This window comes from Corynebacterium sp. LK26 (genome assembly GCF_014335085.1).
GTDB lineage: Bacteria > Actinomycetota > Actinomycetes > Mycobacteriales > Mycobacteriaceae > Corynebacterium > Corynebacterium jeikeium_D.
Map to the genome: position 1 here is coordinate 205957 of NZ_PDHB01000018.1, position 18575 is coordinate 224531.

Annotated in this window: 17 protein-coding genes; 13 read left to right on the plus strand and 4 right to left on the minus strand. The window is 60.1% G+C overall.

Annotated features, from left to right (window positions below):
- Window positions 1-75: 75 nt before the first annotated feature.
- The 4 genes from CRD13_RS10505 to nadC all read left to right on the plus strand — a co-directional run bounded on the left by CRD13_RS10505 (window position 76) and on the right by nadC (window position 4480).
- The gene (locus CRD13_RS10505) at window positions 76-654 is read left to right on the plus strand and encodes a hypothetical protein (protein WP_048734676.1); all 579 of its coding nucleotides are present in this window, start codon (window positions 76-78) and stop codon (window positions 652-654) included.
- Window positions 655-945: 291 nt separating this feature from the next.
- Window positions 946-2022, plus strand: coding sequence for a quinolinate synthase NadA (gene nadA / locus CRD13_RS10510; protein ID WP_049170297.1), 1077 nt, complete (start codon window positions 946-948; stop codon window positions 2020-2022).
- Between the two features lie 58 nt (window positions 2023-2080).
- Window positions 2081-3592 (plus strand): L-aspartate oxidase, encoded by a 1512-nt coding sequence (locus CRD13_RS10515; RefSeq protein WP_242451346.1) that lies wholly within the window; start codon window positions 2081-2083, stop codon window positions 3590-3592.
- Window positions 3593-3598: 6 nt separating this feature from the next.
- Window positions 3599-4480, plus strand: a complete 882-nt coding sequence (nadC, locus tag CRD13_RS10520; protein WP_048734667.1) for a carboxylating nicotinate-nucleotide diphosphorylase — start codon at window positions 3599-3601, stop codon at window positions 4478-4480.
- Between the two features lie 34 nt (window positions 4481-4514).
- On the opposite strand, the gene CRD13_RS10525 is transcribed toward nadC, so the two are convergent.
- The 3 genes from CRD13_RS10525 to CRD13_RS10535 are packed head-to-tail and all read right to left on the minus strand — an operon-like array spanning window position 4515 to window position 8714.
- Window positions 4515-5090, minus strand: coding sequence for a hypothetical protein (locus tag CRD13_RS10525; RefSeq protein ID WP_048734664.1), 576 nt, complete (start codon window positions 5088-5090; stop codon window positions 4515-4517).
- Window positions 5091-5140: 50 nt separating this feature from the next.
- Entirely contained in the window at window positions 5141-6967 is a 1827-nt protein-coding gene (locus CRD13_RS10530) for a hypothetical protein (RefSeq protein ID WP_246822200.1), read from the minus strand.
- 40 nt (window positions 6968-7007) lie between these two features.
- Window positions 7008-8714 carry a hypothetical protein gene (locus CRD13_RS10535; RefSeq protein WP_147719389.1) on the minus strand — a complete coding sequence of 569 codons (1707 nt, stop codon included), beginning with the start codon at window positions 8712-8714 and terminating at the stop codon, window positions 7008-7010.
- A gap of 295 nt (window positions 8715-9009) precedes the next feature.
- Between CRD13_RS10535 and hisD the strand changes: the two genes are divergently transcribed.
- The 4 genes from hisD (at window position 9010) to CRD13_RS10555 (ending at window position 13894) form a co-directional block, all read left to right on the plus strand.
- Window positions 9010-10362: a histidinol dehydrogenase gene (gene hisD / locus CRD13_RS10540; protein ID WP_070438960.1), complete on the plus strand. Its 1353-nt coding sequence runs from the start codon at window positions 9010-9012 to the stop codon at window positions 10360-10362.
- A complete protein-coding gene (locus tag CRD13_RS10545; protein WP_070545583.1) occupies window positions 10362-11504 on the plus strand; it encodes a histidinol-phosphate transaminase in 1143 nt (380 codons plus the stop codon). Before hisD ends, CRD13_RS10545 begins: the two co-directional genes overlap by 1 nt.
- A gap of 45 nt (window positions 11505-11549) precedes the next feature.
- Window positions 11550-12188 carry an imidazoleglycerol-phosphate dehydratase HisB gene (gene hisB / locus CRD13_RS10550; protein WP_147719390.1) on the plus strand — a complete coding sequence of 213 codons (639 nt, stop codon included), beginning with the start codon at window positions 11550-11552 and terminating at the stop codon, window positions 12186-12188.
- Window positions 12189-12472: 284 nt separating this feature from the next.
- The gene (locus tag CRD13_RS10555; RefSeq protein ID WP_016422949.1) at window positions 12473-13894 is read left to right on the plus strand and encodes an MFS transporter; all 1422 of its coding nucleotides are present in this window, start codon (window positions 12473-12475) and stop codon (window positions 13892-13894) included.
- Between the two features lie 105 nt (window positions 13895-13999).
- Here CRD13_RS10555 and CRD13_RS10560 read toward each other — a convergent pair whose 3' ends face one another.
- Entirely contained in the window at window positions 14000-14623 is a 624-nt protein-coding gene (locus CRD13_RS10560) for a low molecular weight phosphatase family protein (protein ID WP_016422948.1), read from the minus strand.
- Between the two features lie 189 nt (window positions 14624-14812).
- Here CRD13_RS10560 and hisH point away from each other — a divergent pair, with 189 nt between their 5' ends.
- The 5 genes from hisH to hisI all read left to right on the plus strand — a co-directional run bounded on the left by hisH (window position 14813) and on the right by hisI (window position 18565).
- Window positions 14813-15511, plus strand: a complete 699-nt coding sequence (hisH, locus tag CRD13_RS10565) for an imidazole glycerol phosphate synthase subunit HisH (protein ID WP_147719391.1) — start codon at window positions 14813-14815, stop codon at window positions 15509-15511.
- A 148-nt stretch (window positions 15512-15659) separates the two neighbouring features.
- Window positions 15660-16394: a bifunctional 1-(5-phosphoribosyl)-5-((5-phosphoribosylamino)methylideneamino)imidazole-4-carboxamide isomerase/phosphoribosylanthranilate isomerase PriA gene (gene priA, locus CRD13_RS10570; RefSeq protein WP_016422946.1), complete on the plus strand. Its 735-nt coding sequence runs from the start codon at window positions 15660-15662 to the stop codon at window positions 16392-16394.
- A 102-nt stretch (window positions 16395-16496) separates the two neighbouring features.
- Window positions 16497-17309: an inositol monophosphatase gene (locus CRD13_RS10575; protein WP_048734639.1), complete on the plus strand. Its 813-nt coding sequence runs from the start codon at window positions 16497-16499 to the stop codon at window positions 17307-17309.
- Between the two features lie 84 nt (window positions 17310-17393).
- On the plus strand, window positions 17394-18170 hold the full coding sequence (gene hisF, locus CRD13_RS10580) for an imidazole glycerol phosphate synthase subunit HisF (RefSeq protein WP_070429588.1): 777 nt from the start codon (window positions 17394-17396) through the stop codon (window positions 18168-18170).
- Window positions 18167-18565 carry a phosphoribosyl-AMP cyclohydrolase gene (gene hisI, locus CRD13_RS10585; RefSeq protein ID WP_048734633.1) on the plus strand — a complete coding sequence of 133 codons (399 nt, stop codon included), beginning with the start codon at window positions 18167-18169 and terminating at the stop codon, window positions 18563-18565. Before hisF ends, hisI begins: the two co-directional genes overlap by 4 nt.
- Window positions 18566-18575: the final 10 nt, after the last annotated feature.

An 18575-nucleotide genomic window follows, 5' to 3' on the forward strand; every position in this document is an offset into this window, starting at 1 on the left:
AAGGCGCTGGTTGTGCTAGTGCGCCATTCGGGCACGCTAGTACTGGATGTGCGCCGTGAGGTAAGTTAGTCAACTATGACCATGAAAAATACCCGAGTCCCGCACGTTGAAAAGCAGAGCGTGGCAATGGCCTCGGGTATTGTTCTCTTCTCCGTTGTAACGGGAACGATAGCCGGAGTGGCCTGGGCATTCCTGCGCCCCAAGCAGCAGGTGCAAATGCTCCCAGATAACCAACTGGCGATTATTCAGGAAACCGTTGACGCTGGTTTTATCGGGCTGCTCTGGTTTGTTGCTGTCACTGCCATCAGCGGCCTGGTGCTGGGAATTACTACCTTCCGAAACCGTGCCATCACGACTCCTGTGCAGATGCTCACGGCAATTGGATGGGCAGGTTTCTCCGCGTTGATGAGCGCAGCAGTGACGTACCTCGTCGGTCAGTCGGTTGCGGCATTGCTCCAGCCGGATCTGGCGGGAATGCAGCCGGGCGATAAGTTCTCGGTGATTCCAGACTTCAAAACCTATGTAGCACTGCTGGTCGCGCCACTGGTTGCCATGCTCGCACTGTGGTCCCGGGTGCTGTTCCAAACGGACTTCACGGAAGGCAACGAGAGCGCTGCAGACAATGCTGCGGACGCAGATTCGGTCACTAAGTGAGACGGTGAGGTTCTGCGCGGGAGCCGTCGTAAAGCACTAATTCCTACTGAACAGGGGTAGTTATTGGGAAATAGGCTTATACAAGCCTTACAATTTTGGGAAATAGGTTCGTCCTCGATGTCAGTATTCGCCCCGATTAGGGGCTTTTTCGATATTGTGTGGCGAGCTTAGGTCTCTTGCACTTGCCCGTTTGAGTCCGCTGCGAATGCCTCCGGAGACCGTTGCCGGTAACGGTGACGGCGTTTTCTCCGGTCGTAGCCACAGCCCATTGAAGTAAGGACGTAGTTTTCCGTGAATACCAGCCTTGCGGCCAATGCTTCCAGCCTGCCGCGCCTTGAATCGGATCTGTACGAATCGGTAGTCGATAAAGATGGCCGCTACGGTGGCGTAATTGCAGATGAGCGCTGGGCCCAGGAGATTAAGCGCCTCGCCCGCGAACGCAATGCCGTAATTCTTGCGCACAACTACCAGCTGCCGGAGATTCAGGATATTGCCGATTACACAGGCGACTCCCTCGGACTTTCCCGCATCGCTGCGGAAACCGATGCCGACGTCATCGTCTTCTGTGGTGTCCACTTCATGGCGGAAACCGCCAAAATTCTGAGCCCAGAGAAGACCGTCCTTATTCCGGACGAGCGCGCCGGCTGCTCCCTGGCGGACTCCATCACCGCAGATGAACTGGCCGAGTGGAAGGCAGAGAATCCCGGCGCACTGGTAGTCAGCTACGTCAACACCACGGCAGACGTAAAGGCTCTGACCGACATCTGCTGTACTTCCTCCAACGCCGTCGACGTGGTCAAGTCCATCCCGGAAGACCAGGAGATCCTGTTCAACCCGGATCAGTTCCTCGGCGCACACGTCCGCCGTGAGACCGGCCGCGACAAGATCAAGGTATGGGCTGGTGAGTGCCACGTCCACGCCAACATCAACGGTGAGGAACTCGCGCACCGCGCGGAAGAGAACGCCGATTCGCAGCTGTTCATTCACCCGGAGTGCGGTTGCGCGAACTCTGCGATTTACCTCGCAGGTGAAGGCACCATCGAGCCCGAGCGCGTGCAGATGCTCTCCACCGGCGAGATGCTGACCGAGGCGCAGAAGCTGAAGGAGAACAAGCCCAACGGCAAGGTGCTCGTGGCCACTGAGGTGGGCATGCTCCACCAGCTGCGCAAGGCCGCGCCGGATGTCGACTTTGAGCCGGTCAACGACCGCGCTTCCTGCTCGTACATGAAGCTCATCACTCCGGCGGCTCTGCTGCGCTGCCTCGTTGAGGGCACTGATGAAGTCGATGTCGAGCCGGATGTCGCCGACAAGGCACGCGCTTCTGTCGAGCGCATGATCGCCATCGGTAACCCAGGCGGAGGCGAGTAACACGTTTGGTCTGCGCCCATCATTCGACAGTTGGACACTGACGTGTGACTTCCTCGTCATCGGCGGGGGAGTCGCAGGGCTCAGTGCTGCGCGTAGGGCCCTTGAGCTCGGCCTCGACGTGCTGGTTATCGACAGCGTCGAGTGGCGGGTCGGTGCCCGCAAACAGCTGCGTTTCGCCGATGCCGCCACGAATCTCGCACAGGGCGGGCTCGCGGTCGTCGGGCTTGACGACGACCCCAGCGGCCATGTGGCCAATGGGTTCGATGACACCACTGATTCCCACATCGCGGATACTCTCGATGCCGGTGCCGGCCACTGCGATGAAGGGGCCGTGGCTTCTATCATCCGTGCCGGCGCTGCGGCGACCGAGTGGCTGATTGGGCTAGGCGGCACATTTGACCCGGCGCCGGATAACCCGGCCGTATATTCCCGCACCAAAGAGGGCGGACACCACGCGCGGCGCATCATTCATGCCGGTGGTGACGCCACTGGTGCTGAAATTGAGCGCGCCCTAGAAGCCTCAGTTACCGGCGTGCGAGTACTGCAGAACGCTACAGCGCGCCAGCTCATCGTTGGCAAAGACGGCCGCGTGCTGGGGGCGCTGGTAGCGGATCCCCGCGGTGGCGGCGCTATTCGCGCAGGTGCAACTCTGCTGGCTACCGGTGGCGTGGGGCATATTTATCGCGCGACCACGGCGCCCTCGGGCGCCCGCGGTGAGGCTATCGGCATGGCCTCCGACGCTGGCGCGGAGATTCGTGACATGGAGTTTATCCAGTTCCACCCGACAGTGCTCTATGACGAGCGCTCGGCATCAGACGGCACCGGCCGACGCCATCTCATCAGCGAGGCTGTCCGTGGTGAAGGAGCCATCCTCGTCGATTCCCGGGGAAACAGTGTGACCGCCGGCGTTGACCCTCGCGGGGACCTGGCTCCGCGCGATATCGTCTCGCGCGCCATCGCGACTCGCATGCGCCAGCTCGGCGAGGACCATGTCTTCCTCGACGCACGTCACATCGACAACTTCGCCGTCCGCTTTCCGACGATTACAGCGGGCCTGACCGCAGCGGAGATTGATCCGACCAAGGACCTCATTCCCGTGGCCCCGGCGGTCCACTACACCTGTGGTGGCATTGCCGTCGACCCATTCGGTGCAACTTGCGTGCCGGGTCTCTTTGCAGCCGGTGAATGCTCCGCGACGGGGCTGCACGGTGCCAACAGGTTGGCTTCCAATTCGTTGCTGGAAGGACTGGTCGTCGGCAAGCGGGTGGCCGAAAAAGTCGCTGAAACACACGCTGTGCCGGTCGGGGACGAGGAATTCGCAGCGGCGGTTGAAGGCCTGCCGCAGCCACGGCCGGAACTGGAACCGCGCCAGCTTTTCCGGTTGCAGACGGCGATGCAGGAAGGTGCTGGTGTAACGCGCAATGAGCAGAGTTTGCGGCAGGCTTTGGCGGTTATCGATCGGCTCCCGCAATCGGTTCAGGTCGTAGCCGCAAGGAAAGTTGTCGAAGCGGCATTGGCACGACCATATACTTTGGGGTGCCACACTTGGTTTGAAAAGGACAGGGATTAGCTAGCCATGACTCTTGAGAAGGACACTCTGCGCGGGGTGCTGAACGAAAACATCACCCGCGGACTCATTCGGACGGCACTGCAGGAAGATATGAGCTTCGGGCCGGATGTGACCTCGCTGTCGACAGTCTCGGCAGCTGCGCAGGCACGCGCCCGGCTGGTGGCCCGGCAAGAGGGCGTTATCGCGGCTATCGATGCGGTGGAGTGGACGCTGCAGGAGGTCATCTCGGGTGAGTTCACCGTCGAAAAGCACGTTGAAGATGGCACCCTGGTGCGTCCTGGCACAGTGCTGGCAACGATTTCTGCGCCGACTCGGGGGTTGCTGACTGCTGAGCGGACAATGCTGAATATCCTCACGCACGCCAGTGGTGTAGCTACTGCGACGCGCCAGTGGGCTGACGCAATCGTTGGCACCGGTGCGCGGGTGCGCGATTCCCGAAAGACACTGCCGGGTCTGCGCAACCTGGAAAAGTATGCGGTGACCTGCGGTGGTGGAATTAACCACCGCTATGCATTGGGCGATGAGGCACTGATTAAGGACAACCACGTGGTGGCCGTCGGTTCCGTGTCCGGTGCGTTGAAGAGGGTGCGGGCTCAGTATCCGGAGCTGCCGTGCGAGGTGGAAGTCGATACCCTCGCACAGCTCGATGAAATCCTGCCGATGAAGCCGGACATCGTCATGCTGGACAACTTCGAGGTCTGGGAGACCCAGATCGCGGTGCAGCGCCGCTCGCAGATTTCTCCGGCCACCCAGCTGGAGTCCTCTGGTGGACTGACCATCGATGTGGCTCGTGAGTACGCGTCCTGTGGTGTCGATTACCTGGCTGTGGGCGCGCTGACCCACTCGGCCAAGGTGTTCGATGTCGGACTCGACTTCGACGAGCAGTAGCTGAATCAGCCCCGGTTTCGCCTCGTAGCTTCGCCTACAGGCGACGGGCGATCTCTGCCCCAATCTCGCTTAGTGCCGACCCCCAGCGCTCCCGTGATTGCTCATCACAGGTTTCCTGTGCGCGGTAAAGCGCCTTCTCTGCAGCACCGACATCGCCCAAATGCAGGTGGCACTGTGCAATTTGTGCAAGCAGAGGCACGGCCTGGATATTGAGCTTGTCGGACTGGAAAAGTCCCGCCGCTAACTCCAGGTGATCAATGGCGCGCCCCTGATGTCCTCGACGAATCTCTGCCTGGCCGTTCAAGGTGTGCCACATCGCCCAGCGCAAGTGGCGCGGTGGGGTGTCCGCGGTCGGCTCGAAGCCGTCTTTTTCCAGGTTATCCAGCAGATCCAACCAATCCGCGGCCTTGTCCATCAGCTTTGGTGCAGAGCCACGGATGGGGCGCCCCAGACTGTCGGTCTGCGGGGCATCAGCCTTGTCGCCGAGTTCCTCGAACCCCTGCATCAGAGTTAGGGCTGCTTCCCAGAGGTTGTTTTCCTCAGCCAATGCCGTGGCGGCGTCGAAAAGCTGCTGCGGGCTAGAAGTCGCGGAATCACCAGAAGTAGTCATGACCTAACACTCTACTTTGTGTCACCGCCAGTACCGAAGTGGGCGGGGCGCTAGTATTCGTCGTCAAGCGACTGAATGATGATGACGTCAAGGGCATCGAGAACAGGATGGCCTTCCCACACGTCGCGGGGCAGAAGCTCTTCGACGCGCCGAGCATAGGCGGCGGCTCCGTCGGAATCACCCGCGTCGAGACGGTAGCGAACCCCCGCCAGCAGCGCGCGGGCGGCTTCCTCGCCATCGCCGGACTGCAGGTAGCCCTTCGCGGCGGCTTCCACATGGTTGATAGCCAACGTGTCGCGGCCAGCGGAGTAGAAGACGTAGGCGGCATCGTCGTGCCAGTCGGCGAGTGACCAGTCGTCGGAGATGAGCTTCTGAGAACGCAGCAGAAGGTCCTCAGCCTCGTTGAGCGTGTGGTCAATGGCGGCGGAAGCGTCCTCAGAGACAATCTCGCCGGTGAATTCGGAGCCCTCTTCGGAAATGACCAGGTCAATGACATGAATGATGGAACGCGCAGCCTGACGGTAGGCCTTGGCAGCGCCCTTGGTATCGCCGTTGCGTTCAAGGTGCTCGCCGTGTTCGATGAGCAGCTTTGCCGCCTGGCGGGGATTATTGCCGAGCCCCGCGGCTGTGGAGGCAATAGAAAACGCCGCGTCGGTGCGTTCTTCATCGGCAGTAAATGCTGACCAGTGCGCAACTGGTTCGGCAAAGCGCAGTGCCTCGTCAACCTCGTCGGCATCGAGGAGACTGCGGGCCAAAACGAGCTGGATATCCATGGTGATGGGGTTGACTGGCATGCCCTCGGCGCTGGCGAGCGCGCGGCGGGCAAATTCGGCGGATTCCGCGAAATCGCCGTGGGCGTTGAGAAGCGCACAGAGCAGACGCACGCTGCGAAGCACCGCGACCGTGAGTCCTGCATCGAGACCAGCCTGCACGATTGGGCGTAGCTGGCGGATTGCCTCCGCTTCCTCACCAGCTTCCAGAGAGAGAAAAGCCAGAAATTGGCGCGCTTCAATCGTCGTGGTGACGGGTTCCGACTGAGGAGCCGCTGCGACGCTGGCAGCGATGCGGGCGGCCCTGCGCAGCTCACCACGGCTGTGCGCGAGCTGCGCCTCCAACAGCTTCCGGTCGTCGAAACTGCTTCGCTTTGGTGCCCAGCGTGCGGACCATTCAGAGAGCTGACCGGCGATTTCCGCCCGGCGCGCCAGCGATGCTGCGGCGCCGGCAACAGCCGCGCTGACCAGGTAGTAATAGGCCTCGCCGGGCTGTGGAGTGGTGGCGACGATGTCCTTAGCAAGGCTGATCAGCTCAGGGATTTCGGAGTCCTCGGGGCGCCGGCCGGTGATGGCATCACCTGGGTTGGCGTCGATGAAGGCCTCAGCCTCGGCGAATGCTCCGTAGGAGCGTGCGTGCAAGATCGCGGGGCGGATGTTGGCCTCAGTTGCCCAGCGCAGCCACTCGGCGCGTGCAGCAGCGGCTTCTTCTACCAATTCCAGTTGGTCGGCAACTGCATGCCTAAGTGCGTGGAATTCGCCAATGACATCGGGGGAGTTGGTAGGCGCGTCGGCCAACCAGTGCGTGTGGGCGAACTTGGTGACAGCGCGCCAACTGGTGACGTGGTCGAGCGTGGCACCGGCCTTGCGGGAAATAACCAGCAGCTCCGGGAGGGAGTCCGGCAATGCCTTTAGCGGATTGGGCAGGGGAGGAAAGTCCAAGGGATCGGACGAGTTCTCCGTTGCTGATGCGTTTTCCGAATTCACTGACACGTGGTCGGCAGCGATGCCGGCATCCCAATCGCCAACTTGAATTTCAGACTCAGAGTTTTCTTCTTCCCACCAGACCATTGGACTATCTTCGCCCGTGGCATCGGGAAGATGCAAAACTGCTTTGCTTTTCAGACCTGTACAGCCGGATGCGCTGTTAATCCGGGTTTGAAAAGCTACGCATTAGTTCACGAACTTCATCGCGCACCGGGTGATCCGGGCCGACTAGGTCGCCGATGCGAATCGCGAACCGGCGGGCGCGTTCCTCATTGTTATCACTAGCAGCAGCACGCACCGCGATAGTCAGTGTGCGGGCCGCGTCGGCAGGGGCGTGGGCTTCTAAGAAAAGCTCGGCAGCTTCGTCGGAGTACTTGTACACGCCGTCGTTGTCCCACACAGACCAGCACAGCAGCGCCTGCGCTTCGTGCCACTTGGCCGATTCCCAGGACCCAACCACGTAGCCACGTGAGCGTTCCATCAGGTGGTCGGTCAACTCACTTGTGGCGCCCACGTTACTGAGTGATAGTGCGGCATTCATCAGAGTTTCCGCAGGTGAAATCGGTGACGAGTATCCGGCACGAATATCGGCCAGCGCGTCGAAGAGCACTGCCGCATGTTCAGTATTTCCCTCTTGGACTGCCGATTCCGCCGCAATAGCACAGGAAAAATCAGTACGCGCGGAATCCTGGGTAGGCTCAGACCACTTTGCAACCGACTCCGCTTCCTGGCCGGCATGGTGGAAATCTCCGAGCTCGTACAGTGCCGTTGCCTTCAGCAGCGCGATTTCCATGGTGACTTCACAGTTGGGGTAGTCTGCCGACACATCCTGGGCGCGCTGAGTTAGCTTCAGCATCTCCCCGGCATCGGGCTTGTTGTGTGCCACCTCGAAGTTGATGTCTGCCATCTCACGAACCGCGAGAATATAGTCAGTGTCCAGTCTGTGCTGGTCCGCGACTGCCACGTTGTTTGACAGCATTCGGAACGCGGTATCGCTATTACCTGTCTCTATCGAGTACCGTGCCAAATTCTGCCTCAGCTCAAGGCCCGCGATTACGGAGCGGTTACCGATTGCATTGAGCTGTGAGGCGCAAAGTCGCGCTGCGTCGACGACTTTCCCGGCTCGGTGCAGCAGTGATGCCTCCGTCAGAGTCTTCGCCAGCGCAATCGACTCAAACTTATCCTCATTTGGCAGTGCACGAATCATCTCGTGCAGCTCCCGTGCCAAGTCCTCGCGGTTGACCTTTCGCAGGGCGCTTGCAATCCGAATCAGCGCGTCAGTCAGTGCCGCCCGCTTCTTCCACTGGCGTGGGCTAAACGGCTCCTCCGCTTCTTCGCTTGCCGACGATTCCTGCGGCCGCGGCCCATCCGCATCCGTGGTCACCGCGCTGTGACTGCTGGTTGGGGCATCCAGATCGTCGGCAAGCACGAGTGCCCGGTACGAGGTGATCTCCCTGCTCATGCGTGCGATGAGTGGGATTTCGGTCTCTGCGGCAGCAGAGGTGGGGCCATCGGCGATAAAGGTGGTGTAGCGGCGGGCTTCATCCGCCGCTAGCCGTGCCCGGGCGCGCCAGTACTCCGGGACGTTGTCGTTATCGGATGCCCATACCATCCAGTTCAGGGCGGCATCGTGCGCAGCCGTCATCATGCCGAGCGATTCGGTGACCTCGCGGACTATGCGGTAAAACGCGCCGACGTGTTCGGTAACGCCGTGGGCTTCCGGGTCAGAAAAGAGCTGTGGGTTGTAGAAATGATGCGCGAAAACTGATTCCAGTTGGCGCGTGGCCAGGGAATTGTCGGCTGCGGTCGCGTCTGCATAGGCTGCGACGAGCTCCGGCAAATCCGGGCTGTTTCCTTCCTGGTTCAACAGCTGACCTTTCTACGACTGGTTACTACTTTCCTTAACACTGTAATGGGTCACTGTGGCGGAGCTAACTTGCGCCACAGTATGAGGGGTTAAATGGGGCAATCGGTATGAACCGGGCGTGAGAAAGATATGCTTAGTTCATACTCAAGGGTGCCTTTAAGGGCGAATAGTAGCGAAAACCGTGGATAAAGTCTTTGGCTTGACCCAGATTTTCAATACTCTGTTGTCATTTCTTTGTCACTCTGAAGTGCTCACGTATGAATCCATCGTGCGAATAGGCGGTTACTAATTAATTATGTTGTCCACTATTGATCTTCGCGGTCAGACTCCCACCACCGCCACTCTGCGTCGAGTGTTGCCGCGCGGTGCGGCAGACGTTGATTCCATGATTCCCACGGTCAAACCCGTTGTCGATGACGTGGCAGCCCGTGGTGTGGAAGCGGCGATGGAGTACTCCGAGAAGTTCGACCGTATTCGTCCGGCATCCATGCGCGTTCCAGCGGAGGTTATCGATGCCGCGGAAGCCGCGCTGGAAGACGACGTCCGCTCTGCTCTGCAGGAGTCCATTGGGCGCGTGCGCGCGTTCCACGCTGCTCAGAAGCCGAATGACAAGACTGTTGAAATTCTTCCCGGCGGCATTGTCCGTGAGAAGTGGATTCCGATTTCGCGCGTCGGTCTTTACGTCCCCGGGGGCAACGCCGTCTACCCGTCGTCTGTATTGATGAACGTCATCCCAGCTCAGGAAGCTGGTGTGGAGTCCCTCGTCGTCGCCTCTCCGCCGCAGGCCGACAACGACGGCTGGCCGCACCCGACCATCCTGGCTGCCTGCAAGCTGCTTGGCGTGACCGAGGTGTGGGCCGTCGGCGGTGCACAGGCCGTCGCACTGCTCGCATACGGCGATGAAAATGAGAGCCTCGAGCCGGTCGACATGGTCACCGGTCCGGGCAACATCTTCGTTACCGCCGCTAAACGCCTGTGCCGCTCGGTCGTCGGTATCGACGCCGAAGCTGGTCCGACCGAAATTGCCATTCTTGCAGATAACGCCGCTGATCCTGTCTCCGTCGCCTACGACCTGATTTCCCAGGCAGAGCACGACATCATGGCCGCCAGCGTACTTATTACCGACGACGCCGATTTCGCCGCCGCTGTCGACCGCGAGGTCGAAAACCGCTACGAGGTCACCATGAACGCCGACCGCGTTCGTGAGGCGCTCACCGGCAAGCAGTCTGGCATCGTGCTTGTCGACGACATGAATATCGGCATCCAGGTTGCAGATGCCTACGCCGCTGAGCACCTGGAGATCCACACCGAAAACGCACAGGCCGTTGCCGAACGCATTACCAACGCTGGCGCAATCTTCATCGGTCGCTTTTCGCCGGTGCCGCTGGGCGATTACTCGGCTGGCTCCAACCACGTGTTGCCGACCTCCGGTACCGCCCGCCACGCCTCGGGGCTGTCAACGCACACCTTCCTCAAGTCGGTCCACATGATTGACTACAACGAGGCCGCGTTGAAGGAAGTTGCCGACAGCGTAGTAGTCCTGGCCAACGAAGAACGACTGCCAGCGCACGGCGAGGCCATCCGCGCCCGCTTTGAGACGCTTCTCGGCTCTGAGAGCAATGGCGCAGAAAAGGGGAACGACAACTAATGAGCAACCAGCCTGAGAACCAGTCACAGCAGTCGGTAGCCAAGTTGGTGCTGGCAGATTTGCCACTGCGCGACGAACTGCGCGGCGAGGAAGCCTACGGTGCTCCGCAGCTCGACGTCGATGTTCGCCTGAACACCAACGAAAACCCGTACCCGCCATCCGATGACCTCATCGCCGACCTGGTGGCGCAAGTGGAGAAGGTCGCCTCTGACCTCAACCGCTACCCGGACCGTGACGCAGTAGTACTGCGCAGCGCACTCGCCGACTATGTCACCCGCCAGACCGGCGTGGACATCACCGTTGACCAGGTATGGGCTGCCAACGGCTCCAACGAGATTCTCCAGCAGCTGCTGCAGGCATTCGGCGGGCCAGGGCGCAGCGCAATGGGGTTTGTGCCCAGTTACTCAATGCACCCAATCCTCTCGTCCGGCACGCAGACGGAGTTTATCGGCATCGACCGCGACCCGGAGACCTTCGACATCGACATGGATAGTGCGCTCGCGGCAATTGCCGAGCACCGTCCTGACGTCATCTTCATCACGACGCCGAACAACCCGACTGGCAACCTGACTACGCTCGCTGACTTGCGCCGCATTATTGAAGCCGCGCCGGGCATCGTCATTGTCGATGAGGCCTACGCCGAGTTCACTGAGGAGCCGTCGGCGACAACGCTGCTGGTTGAGTTCCCGTCGAAGCTGGTTGTCTCCCGCACGATGAGCAAGGCTTTCGACTTCGCAGGAGGCCGCCTCGGCTACTTCGTTGCTAACCCGGCATTTATTGATGCTGTGATGCTCGTACGTCTGCCATACCACCTGTCGACGTTGACACAGGCCGCAGCCACAGTTGCACTTCGCCACTCGGATGCGACGCTGTCGACCGTCGCAAAGCTTGCCGACGAGCGTGACCGCGTCGTAGCCGCCCTGAACAGCTATGGCTACGACGTGATTGACTCGTACTCGAACTTTGTCTTCTTCGGTCGTTTCGCCGATGCCTCGACGGCATGGCAGAGCTTCTTGGACGAGGGAGTACTCATCCGCGATGTTGGCGTGCCCGGTCGTTTGCGTGCCACTATTGGTCTGCCCAGTGAAAATGATGCACTGCTGGCGGCGGCCAAGAAATTGGCAGCGACCGCGCTGGCTTAAGCGAAATGCTGCTGGTACATCCCACTATAAGGAGAAATCTGACTTATGCACGCCAGTGATAAGGACCATCTGAAGGCAGAGCGCACTGAGCGCGTTGGCCGTGTCGAGCGCGCCACCCGCGAATCGAGCATCGTCTGCTCGGTGAATCTCGATGGCACCGGCAAGACCGATATTTCGACCGGTCTGCCGTTCTTCGACCACATGTTGACCGCTTTCGGCTCCCACGGCAGCTTCGACCTGACTGTGCACGCCAACGGCGACACCGAGGTCGATGCGCACCACACGGTGGAGGATACCGGCATTGTGATGGGGCAGGCCTTCGCCCAGGCGTTGGGGGACAAGTCTGGTATTCGTCGCTTTGGTGACTGCTATATCCCGATGGATGAAACGCTGGCACACGCAGTGGTTGATGTGTCTGGTCGCCCGTACTTCGTTGGCACTGGCGAACCAGAGCAGATGTTGACTGCCGTCATTGGTGGTCACTACGCAACGGTTATCAACGAGCATTTCTTTGAGTCCTTCGCCCTAAATGCCCGTATTGCGCTGCATGTTCGCTGTCTCTACGGGCGCGATCCGCACCACATCACCGAGGCTGAGTACAAGGCTGTGGCCCGTGCCCTGCGTGCTGCCGTCGAGGACGACCCGCGCGTCCACGGTGTGCCGTCGACCAAGGGCACTCTGTAGGTCGCAGCTGAAGTAGACGGCCACTGTAGGAAACCGGAAAATCCGCCTTAGCTGGCATTTTAGGGGAATCGATGGTAACAACGTCTGTAGACGTGCTTTTAGCGCAGGTGTCTACCGCATCGACGCTGAGCACTTATTTTTTGTTCATTGTCGCTGGTCTGCTGGTGGGCGGAACATGGTCACTCTATAAATCCGGATCGAGGGTCGGAACAATTGTCCTTGGTCTCTTATCTGTGATCGCGCTCGCCGGCGCAATTTTGTGGTTGATAGGAGTGATGGAGTAAATGGCGTCCCGGGTGATGGACCGCAGGCAGTTGGACGAACTGGACAGCATGTGGAAAGCGCCCGGACTAGTACCTACGCTAGTCGCCGTGATGGCCGCCTTCGGTGGCTGGTCACTCCTCATGCCTGTCATTCCGCAGGCAATTCTTGACGATGGCGGTGGAACCTCGCTCGCCGGTGCCTACACCGGTGTTTTTATGGCCGCTACCGTTCTCACACAGACGCAGACTCCACGTATGTGTCGCCGTCTTGGCTACGGCATGACCATGCTGATTTCAGGTCTGTTTCTGGGCTTGCCGACGATTCTGCACATCTTTGGCACCGATGCTGCTTTGGTGCTCATCATTGCGGTTCTCCGCGGTATGGGCTTCGGTGCGTTGACTGTCGCCGAGTCCGCATTGATTGCCGAGCTAGTGCCAATGAAATTTCTGGGTAAGGCCTCTGGCGTTCTCGGTGTGGCAGTTGGTTTATCTGAGCTCATTTTCTTGCCACTAGGACTAATCATTGCGGACAAGACGGGTTCTTACACCCCTGTTTATGTCTTGGGCGCCGTCATCTCGCTTGTCGGTTCGTTGATGGCACTCTTTATCCCGAAGATTAAGCCAGCGCCGAAGGAGGGCAAGGGCGGCAAGGAAGACGTCGGCGATCCTGTGCCCGGATCTGCAGCAACTCAGCCGAGCCCCGTTGAGCACGTTGCCACATGGAAGCTGGTGGCCATTCCCGCGCTCGCAATTTGCACGATTGCGATGGGCTTTGGTGGTATTTCCGCATTCCTTGCCCCGGCAGCTCGCGAAATCGATCTGGTCTCCGGTGCGGTTGTGGCTGGCCTGTCGCTGTCTGTTCTCGGTGGCGCGCAGATGGTGTTCCGTTATTTCGCAGGAATCTACGCCGACCGGAAGTCGGAGGCTGGAATTCTGCTGATTCCGGCATTGATCAGTGGTTTTATTGGTCTGCTGATGATGTCCGGCGTGGTTCTCTTTGATTTGTCGGCCTGGCTGCTGCTGGTTGCGGCCGTTTTCTACGGCGCGGGCTTCGGCATAGTGCAAAATGAGGCTCTGCTGCTGATGTTTGCCCGCCTGCCGCGTGACCGTACTGCTGAGGCCAGTGCCTTCTGGAACATGTCCTTTGACTCGGGCACTGGTATCGGCTCGTTCGTTCTGGGAGCCGTAGCCGCGGCTGCACTCCGTCCGTACCCGGCTGTCTTTGCCTTTGCGGCAGCTCTGCTGGCAGTTGGCCTCATTGGTGCGGTGCTCGACCGAATCATCGGAAAGCACCGCGTGGCGGAGTACCAGAACACCCGCGCTACGCTGCGTCGTCTGGGGGATGCCGTGAAGCGTCGTACGCCGGAGGCCGCTGTGCGTGTTGCCCGCCCGGCAAAGAATGCAGTGACGCGTTTGACGGTTCGGGACCGCAAGAAGAAGTAACTACATACAAAGAGACGTTTGAAAAAGAGTGGCTGCGCAAGTTCTTGCGCAGCCACTCTTTTGGTTATTAGATGCAACCCCCGGTGTGGGGTCAGCCGTGCCTGTTTATGCGACGGCGACGTCCATCTCGGTGAAGAGAGCCCGCAGGCGGGTTTCGATATCGTCGATAAGCGACTGCAGCTCATCGTCTGTGAGACTGTCCGGATCTGCGACATCCCATTCCACGTAGCGGTCGCCGGGGACTGCTGGTGTCTCGTCGATGCCCATGAGCACGACAACATCGGCGCGGTGGGAAACGCGGGGAGTAATCGCCTTTTGGGTGAGGCGTGAGGTGTCCACGCCACGGTCGTGAAGAGCCGCGACGACGCGAGGGTTCAGGCCATCCTCTGGATTGAGGCCGATAGTGCGGATAAAGACTTCGTCACCAACCAGGTGGTAGGCCAGGGCAGTGGCAATCTGGCTACGGCCGGAACCGCGACTATCGGCAAAGAGAATCTCTTGGCGCGGGGCGAAGTCCTTGCATCCGCTCGCGGCCTTGATGCGTTCGGTGGCCTCGCGTTCGGCGAGGACGGGGAGGAAGTTAGTCACCTTCGCAGAGTTGGACAGCTCTGCAATGACATCGTCGAGGATGGAATCGATGGTCGCAGCATCGCAGGCTGCACCGTAGAGCCGGTGAAGGTCCTCGCGGACAATGGCAAATGATTTACTAAGAACGGATGCGGTAGTCATGGCGTCGGAGCCTCTCTGTGAAAAAGTAATCAGGGGTATTAGGGATAAATCAATAACTTAGTTAACCTGTTGTTAACCTTGAGTTTACCAAAGTATTCGGTGGGCGTATACCAGCGCTTTTGCCTGTCCAGGCAGTTTTCTTGGGGTAAATGGGAAACATCGATTCCCAGCGCCTTAAAATGTCCAACTATGGAACAAGTCTCACCTTCGACGAAGACCCCAACTGTTGCCATCCTTGATTACGGCTCCGGTAATTTGCGTTCAGCTGAGCGCGCTGTGGCCACCGCGGGTGCCGAGGTTATTGTGACCGCCGATCCGAAGACCGTGATGGAGGCCGATGGTCTCCTCGTTCCCGGCGTCGGTGCCTATGCCGCATGCATGGAGGGTTTGCATCGAGTGCAAGGGCCGCGCCTGATTGGTTCTCGACTCGCAGGTGGTCGGCCGGTGATGGGAATCTGCGTTGGTATGCAGGTGCTCTTTGATCGCGGCGTCGAGTACGCCGACGGCATCCACGCAGCGGAGACCGACGCATCCGCAGCTGTCACCGGCACCCCGGGTTGTGGTGAATGGCCCGGTACTGTCGAGCGTCTCGAGGCGTCGATTCTGCCGCACATGGGCTGGAACACGGTTGAAGTACCGGAAGGCTCAAAGATGTTTAAGGGACTGGAAGATCAGCGTTTTTACTTCGTCCACTCCTACGGTGTGCGCAAGTGGGACCTTAATACGGATTCTCGCATCGCTCCGCCGCTGGTGACGTGGTCTGCCCACGAATCCGATCGGTTTATCGCAGCCGTGGAAAACGGTCCGCTGTGGGCCACGCAGTTCCACCCTGAGAAGTCTGGTGAAGCAGGGTTGAAGCTGCTGCAGAACTGGGTGGACACGCTGTAGTTGCCCAATCGGTAGTATCTGCCCTAACCGCACTACCTGGTAGGTGACGGAGTTTCGCCACCTAGACCACCTATACTGAGATAACTAGCAACAAGCATCGTGGTGACAATCGCCACAACGCCCAAAAGTCGAAGAGAGTAGAGCCCCCATGAGTTTGACCCTGCTGCCCGCTGTAGACGTAGCCGATGGCCAGGCTGTGCGCCTTGTTCAGGGTGCTGCTGGAACCGAGACTTCCTATGGTGCACCGCTGGAAGCTGCCATGAATTGGCAGAACGCAGGCGCTGAGTGGATCCACCTGGTCGACCTCGATGCCGCGTTCGGTCGCGGTTCGAACTACGACCTGCTTGCCGACGTGGTGGGCAAGCTCGACGTGAAGGTGGAGCTCTCCGGCGGTATCCGTGACAACGCTTCGCTCGAGGCTGCGCTGGCCACCGGCTGTGCCCGCGTCAATATTGGCACCGCCGCACTGGAGAATCCGGAGTGGTGCCGCGAGGTTATCGCCAACTACGGCGACCGTGTAGCCATTGGTCTGGATGTTCTTAACGAAGAGGGGCAGTGGCGCCTGCGCGGCCGCGGCTGGGTCTCCGACGGCGGTGACCTCTGGGAGGTGCTGGAGCGCCTGGATGCTCAGGGTGCATCCCGTTTCGTGGTGACTGACGTCTCCAAGGACGGCACCCTGCAGGGGCCGAATGTGGAACTGCTGCGCGAGGTCGCCGCTGCTACCGATGCTCCAATCGTCGCTTCTGGCGGTGTCAGCAGCCTGGACGACATTGCAGCTATTGCCACACTGGTCGATGAGGGCGTTGACTCCGCAATTGTGGGTAAGGCGCTCTACGCAGGGCGTTTCACCCTGGAAGAGGCCCTGGCAGTAGCTCGCGGCTAAAGAGAACACTTTCGTGGCCGGGCCGGGGAGACGTCGTCAAGCGAAAGCGTTAACGAGCAAACGGCACCCCGGCTGAGACGGCGGATGAAGGATTTAGAAAGTATGGATGCCCTGGAACCGCGGGCGATGCTCGCTATTGCTGAAGCGGCGCTCGATGAGGTCGAAGGCCTGTTCACGCAGCAGGTGGGCGCGGACCCGGTTGTCATGAAGCCGCGCGGAGATTTCGCGACGGAGACCGACCTGGAAATTGAGCGTCGTCTGCGCCAGCTCCTCACGCAGTATTCTGGCCTGCCCGTCTACGGCGAAGAATTCGGTGGCAAAGTCCCCGAGGAACATACCGCCTGGGTCATCGATCCGATTGACGGCACCACGAACTATTCCAACGGCTTTCCGCTGTGTGCCATGCTGCTCACACTCATGCATGAGGGGGAGCCGGTGGTTGGTATTACCTCCATGCCTCTGCTACGCCGGCGTATTACCGCAGCTAAAGGTAGCGGCACGTTCGTCAACGGCCGTCGCGTCAACATCGACGCCGAGGCCGGCCGCCCGGTTTCGATTGCCTTCGGGTCCGTCATCGCGAGTACCGACGGCACACTCCCGCGCAAGTGGCGCCAACTGCTGCTGTCAAAGGTGGGCGAACGCTATCCGACGATCCGAATTACTGGCTCTGTCGGAGTGGACTTGGGTTCCACCGCGATGGGGGCATTCGGCGGCACCGTGACTTTCTCACCGCATGTGTGGGATAACGCAGCTGGTGTACTTCAGATTTCCGAAGCTGGTGGCGTGGTCACAGACTTGGCGGGCAATCCTTGGCGGCATGATTCCGTAGGCGTGCTGGCGGGAACTCGCGATGTTCATGCCACGCTGCGGTCGATTATTGACCAACTGGGTCGTCCGGAGACTTTCCGGAGCTAAACCGTGGGCGACGCCCCTGAGCTGGGTGGTTGCGCAAACCGTCGAGCCACAACTTTGAGCTAACACGAGGAGAACTTAAAAACTATGTCTCTGGCAGTACGCGTGATTCCTTGCCTGGATGTCAACAATGGGCGGGTCGTCAAGGGGGTCAACTTTGAGAATCTCCGTGATGCCGGCGATCCGGTGGAGCTGGCTCGCCGCTATGGCGAGGAGGGCGCTGATGAGCTGACCTTCCTGGATGTCACGGCTTCCAAGGATGGCCGTGGCACCATGCTCGACGTGGTGCGTCGCACCGCAAGTGAGGTCTTCATTCCGCTGACGGTCGGCGGTGGTGTGCGCAGCGTCGAGGATGTCGACCAACTGCTTCGCGCCGGAGCCGACAAGGTCAGTGTCAATACCGCTGCGATTGCACGTCCGGAACTGCTCAGCGAGCTGTCGCGCCGCTTCGGTGCGCAGTGTGTCGTCCTGTCGGTGGATGCCCGCCGCGTTCCCGAGGGAGGCACGCCGCAGCCGTCGGGCTTCGAGGTGACGACGCACGGTGGTTCACGCTCGGCCGGGATTGACGCCGTCGAGTGGGCACGCCGTGGCGAGGAGCTCGGGGTCGGCGAGATTCTGCTGAACTCCATGGATGGCGACGGCACCAAGGATGGCTTCGACCTGGAGCTGCTGGAGAGAGTCCGCGCTGCCGTCGACGTCCCGGTGATCGCCTCTGGCGGTGCGGGCAAGGCAGAGCACTTCCCCCCGGCAGTGCGCGCCGGTGCCAACGCGGTTTTGGCCGCATCCATTTTCCACTTCGGCGAGGTCAGCATTGCTGAGGTTAAGGAAGAGATGGCCCGCGAGGGGATCGAGGTGCGCCAGTGACTGGTCTAGCCCCGGGCGCTGCAGCTCACGGCGCCGGAGACGATCCGCGTGAGTACACGCTCCCAGCAGATATCGCGAACATCGCCAAGTTCAACGCTGACGGCTTGATTCCGGCCATTGTGCAGGAAGAATCCACTGGTCGCGTGCTCATGATGGCATGGATGGATTCCCACGCGCTGGCGTACACCATCGCTACCAAGCGCGGCACTTACTGGTCGCGCTCCCGGTCCGAGTACTGGATTAAGGGGCTTACTAGTGGCCATTTCCAGACCGTGACATCGCTGGCGTTGGACTGTGATGGCGATACCGTGCTGATGCAGGTAGTGCAGGACGGCGCGGCATGCCACACTGGCTCGCATAGCTGCTTTGACGTGCATCCCGTGTTCGAGGGCTAATCAGTCGATC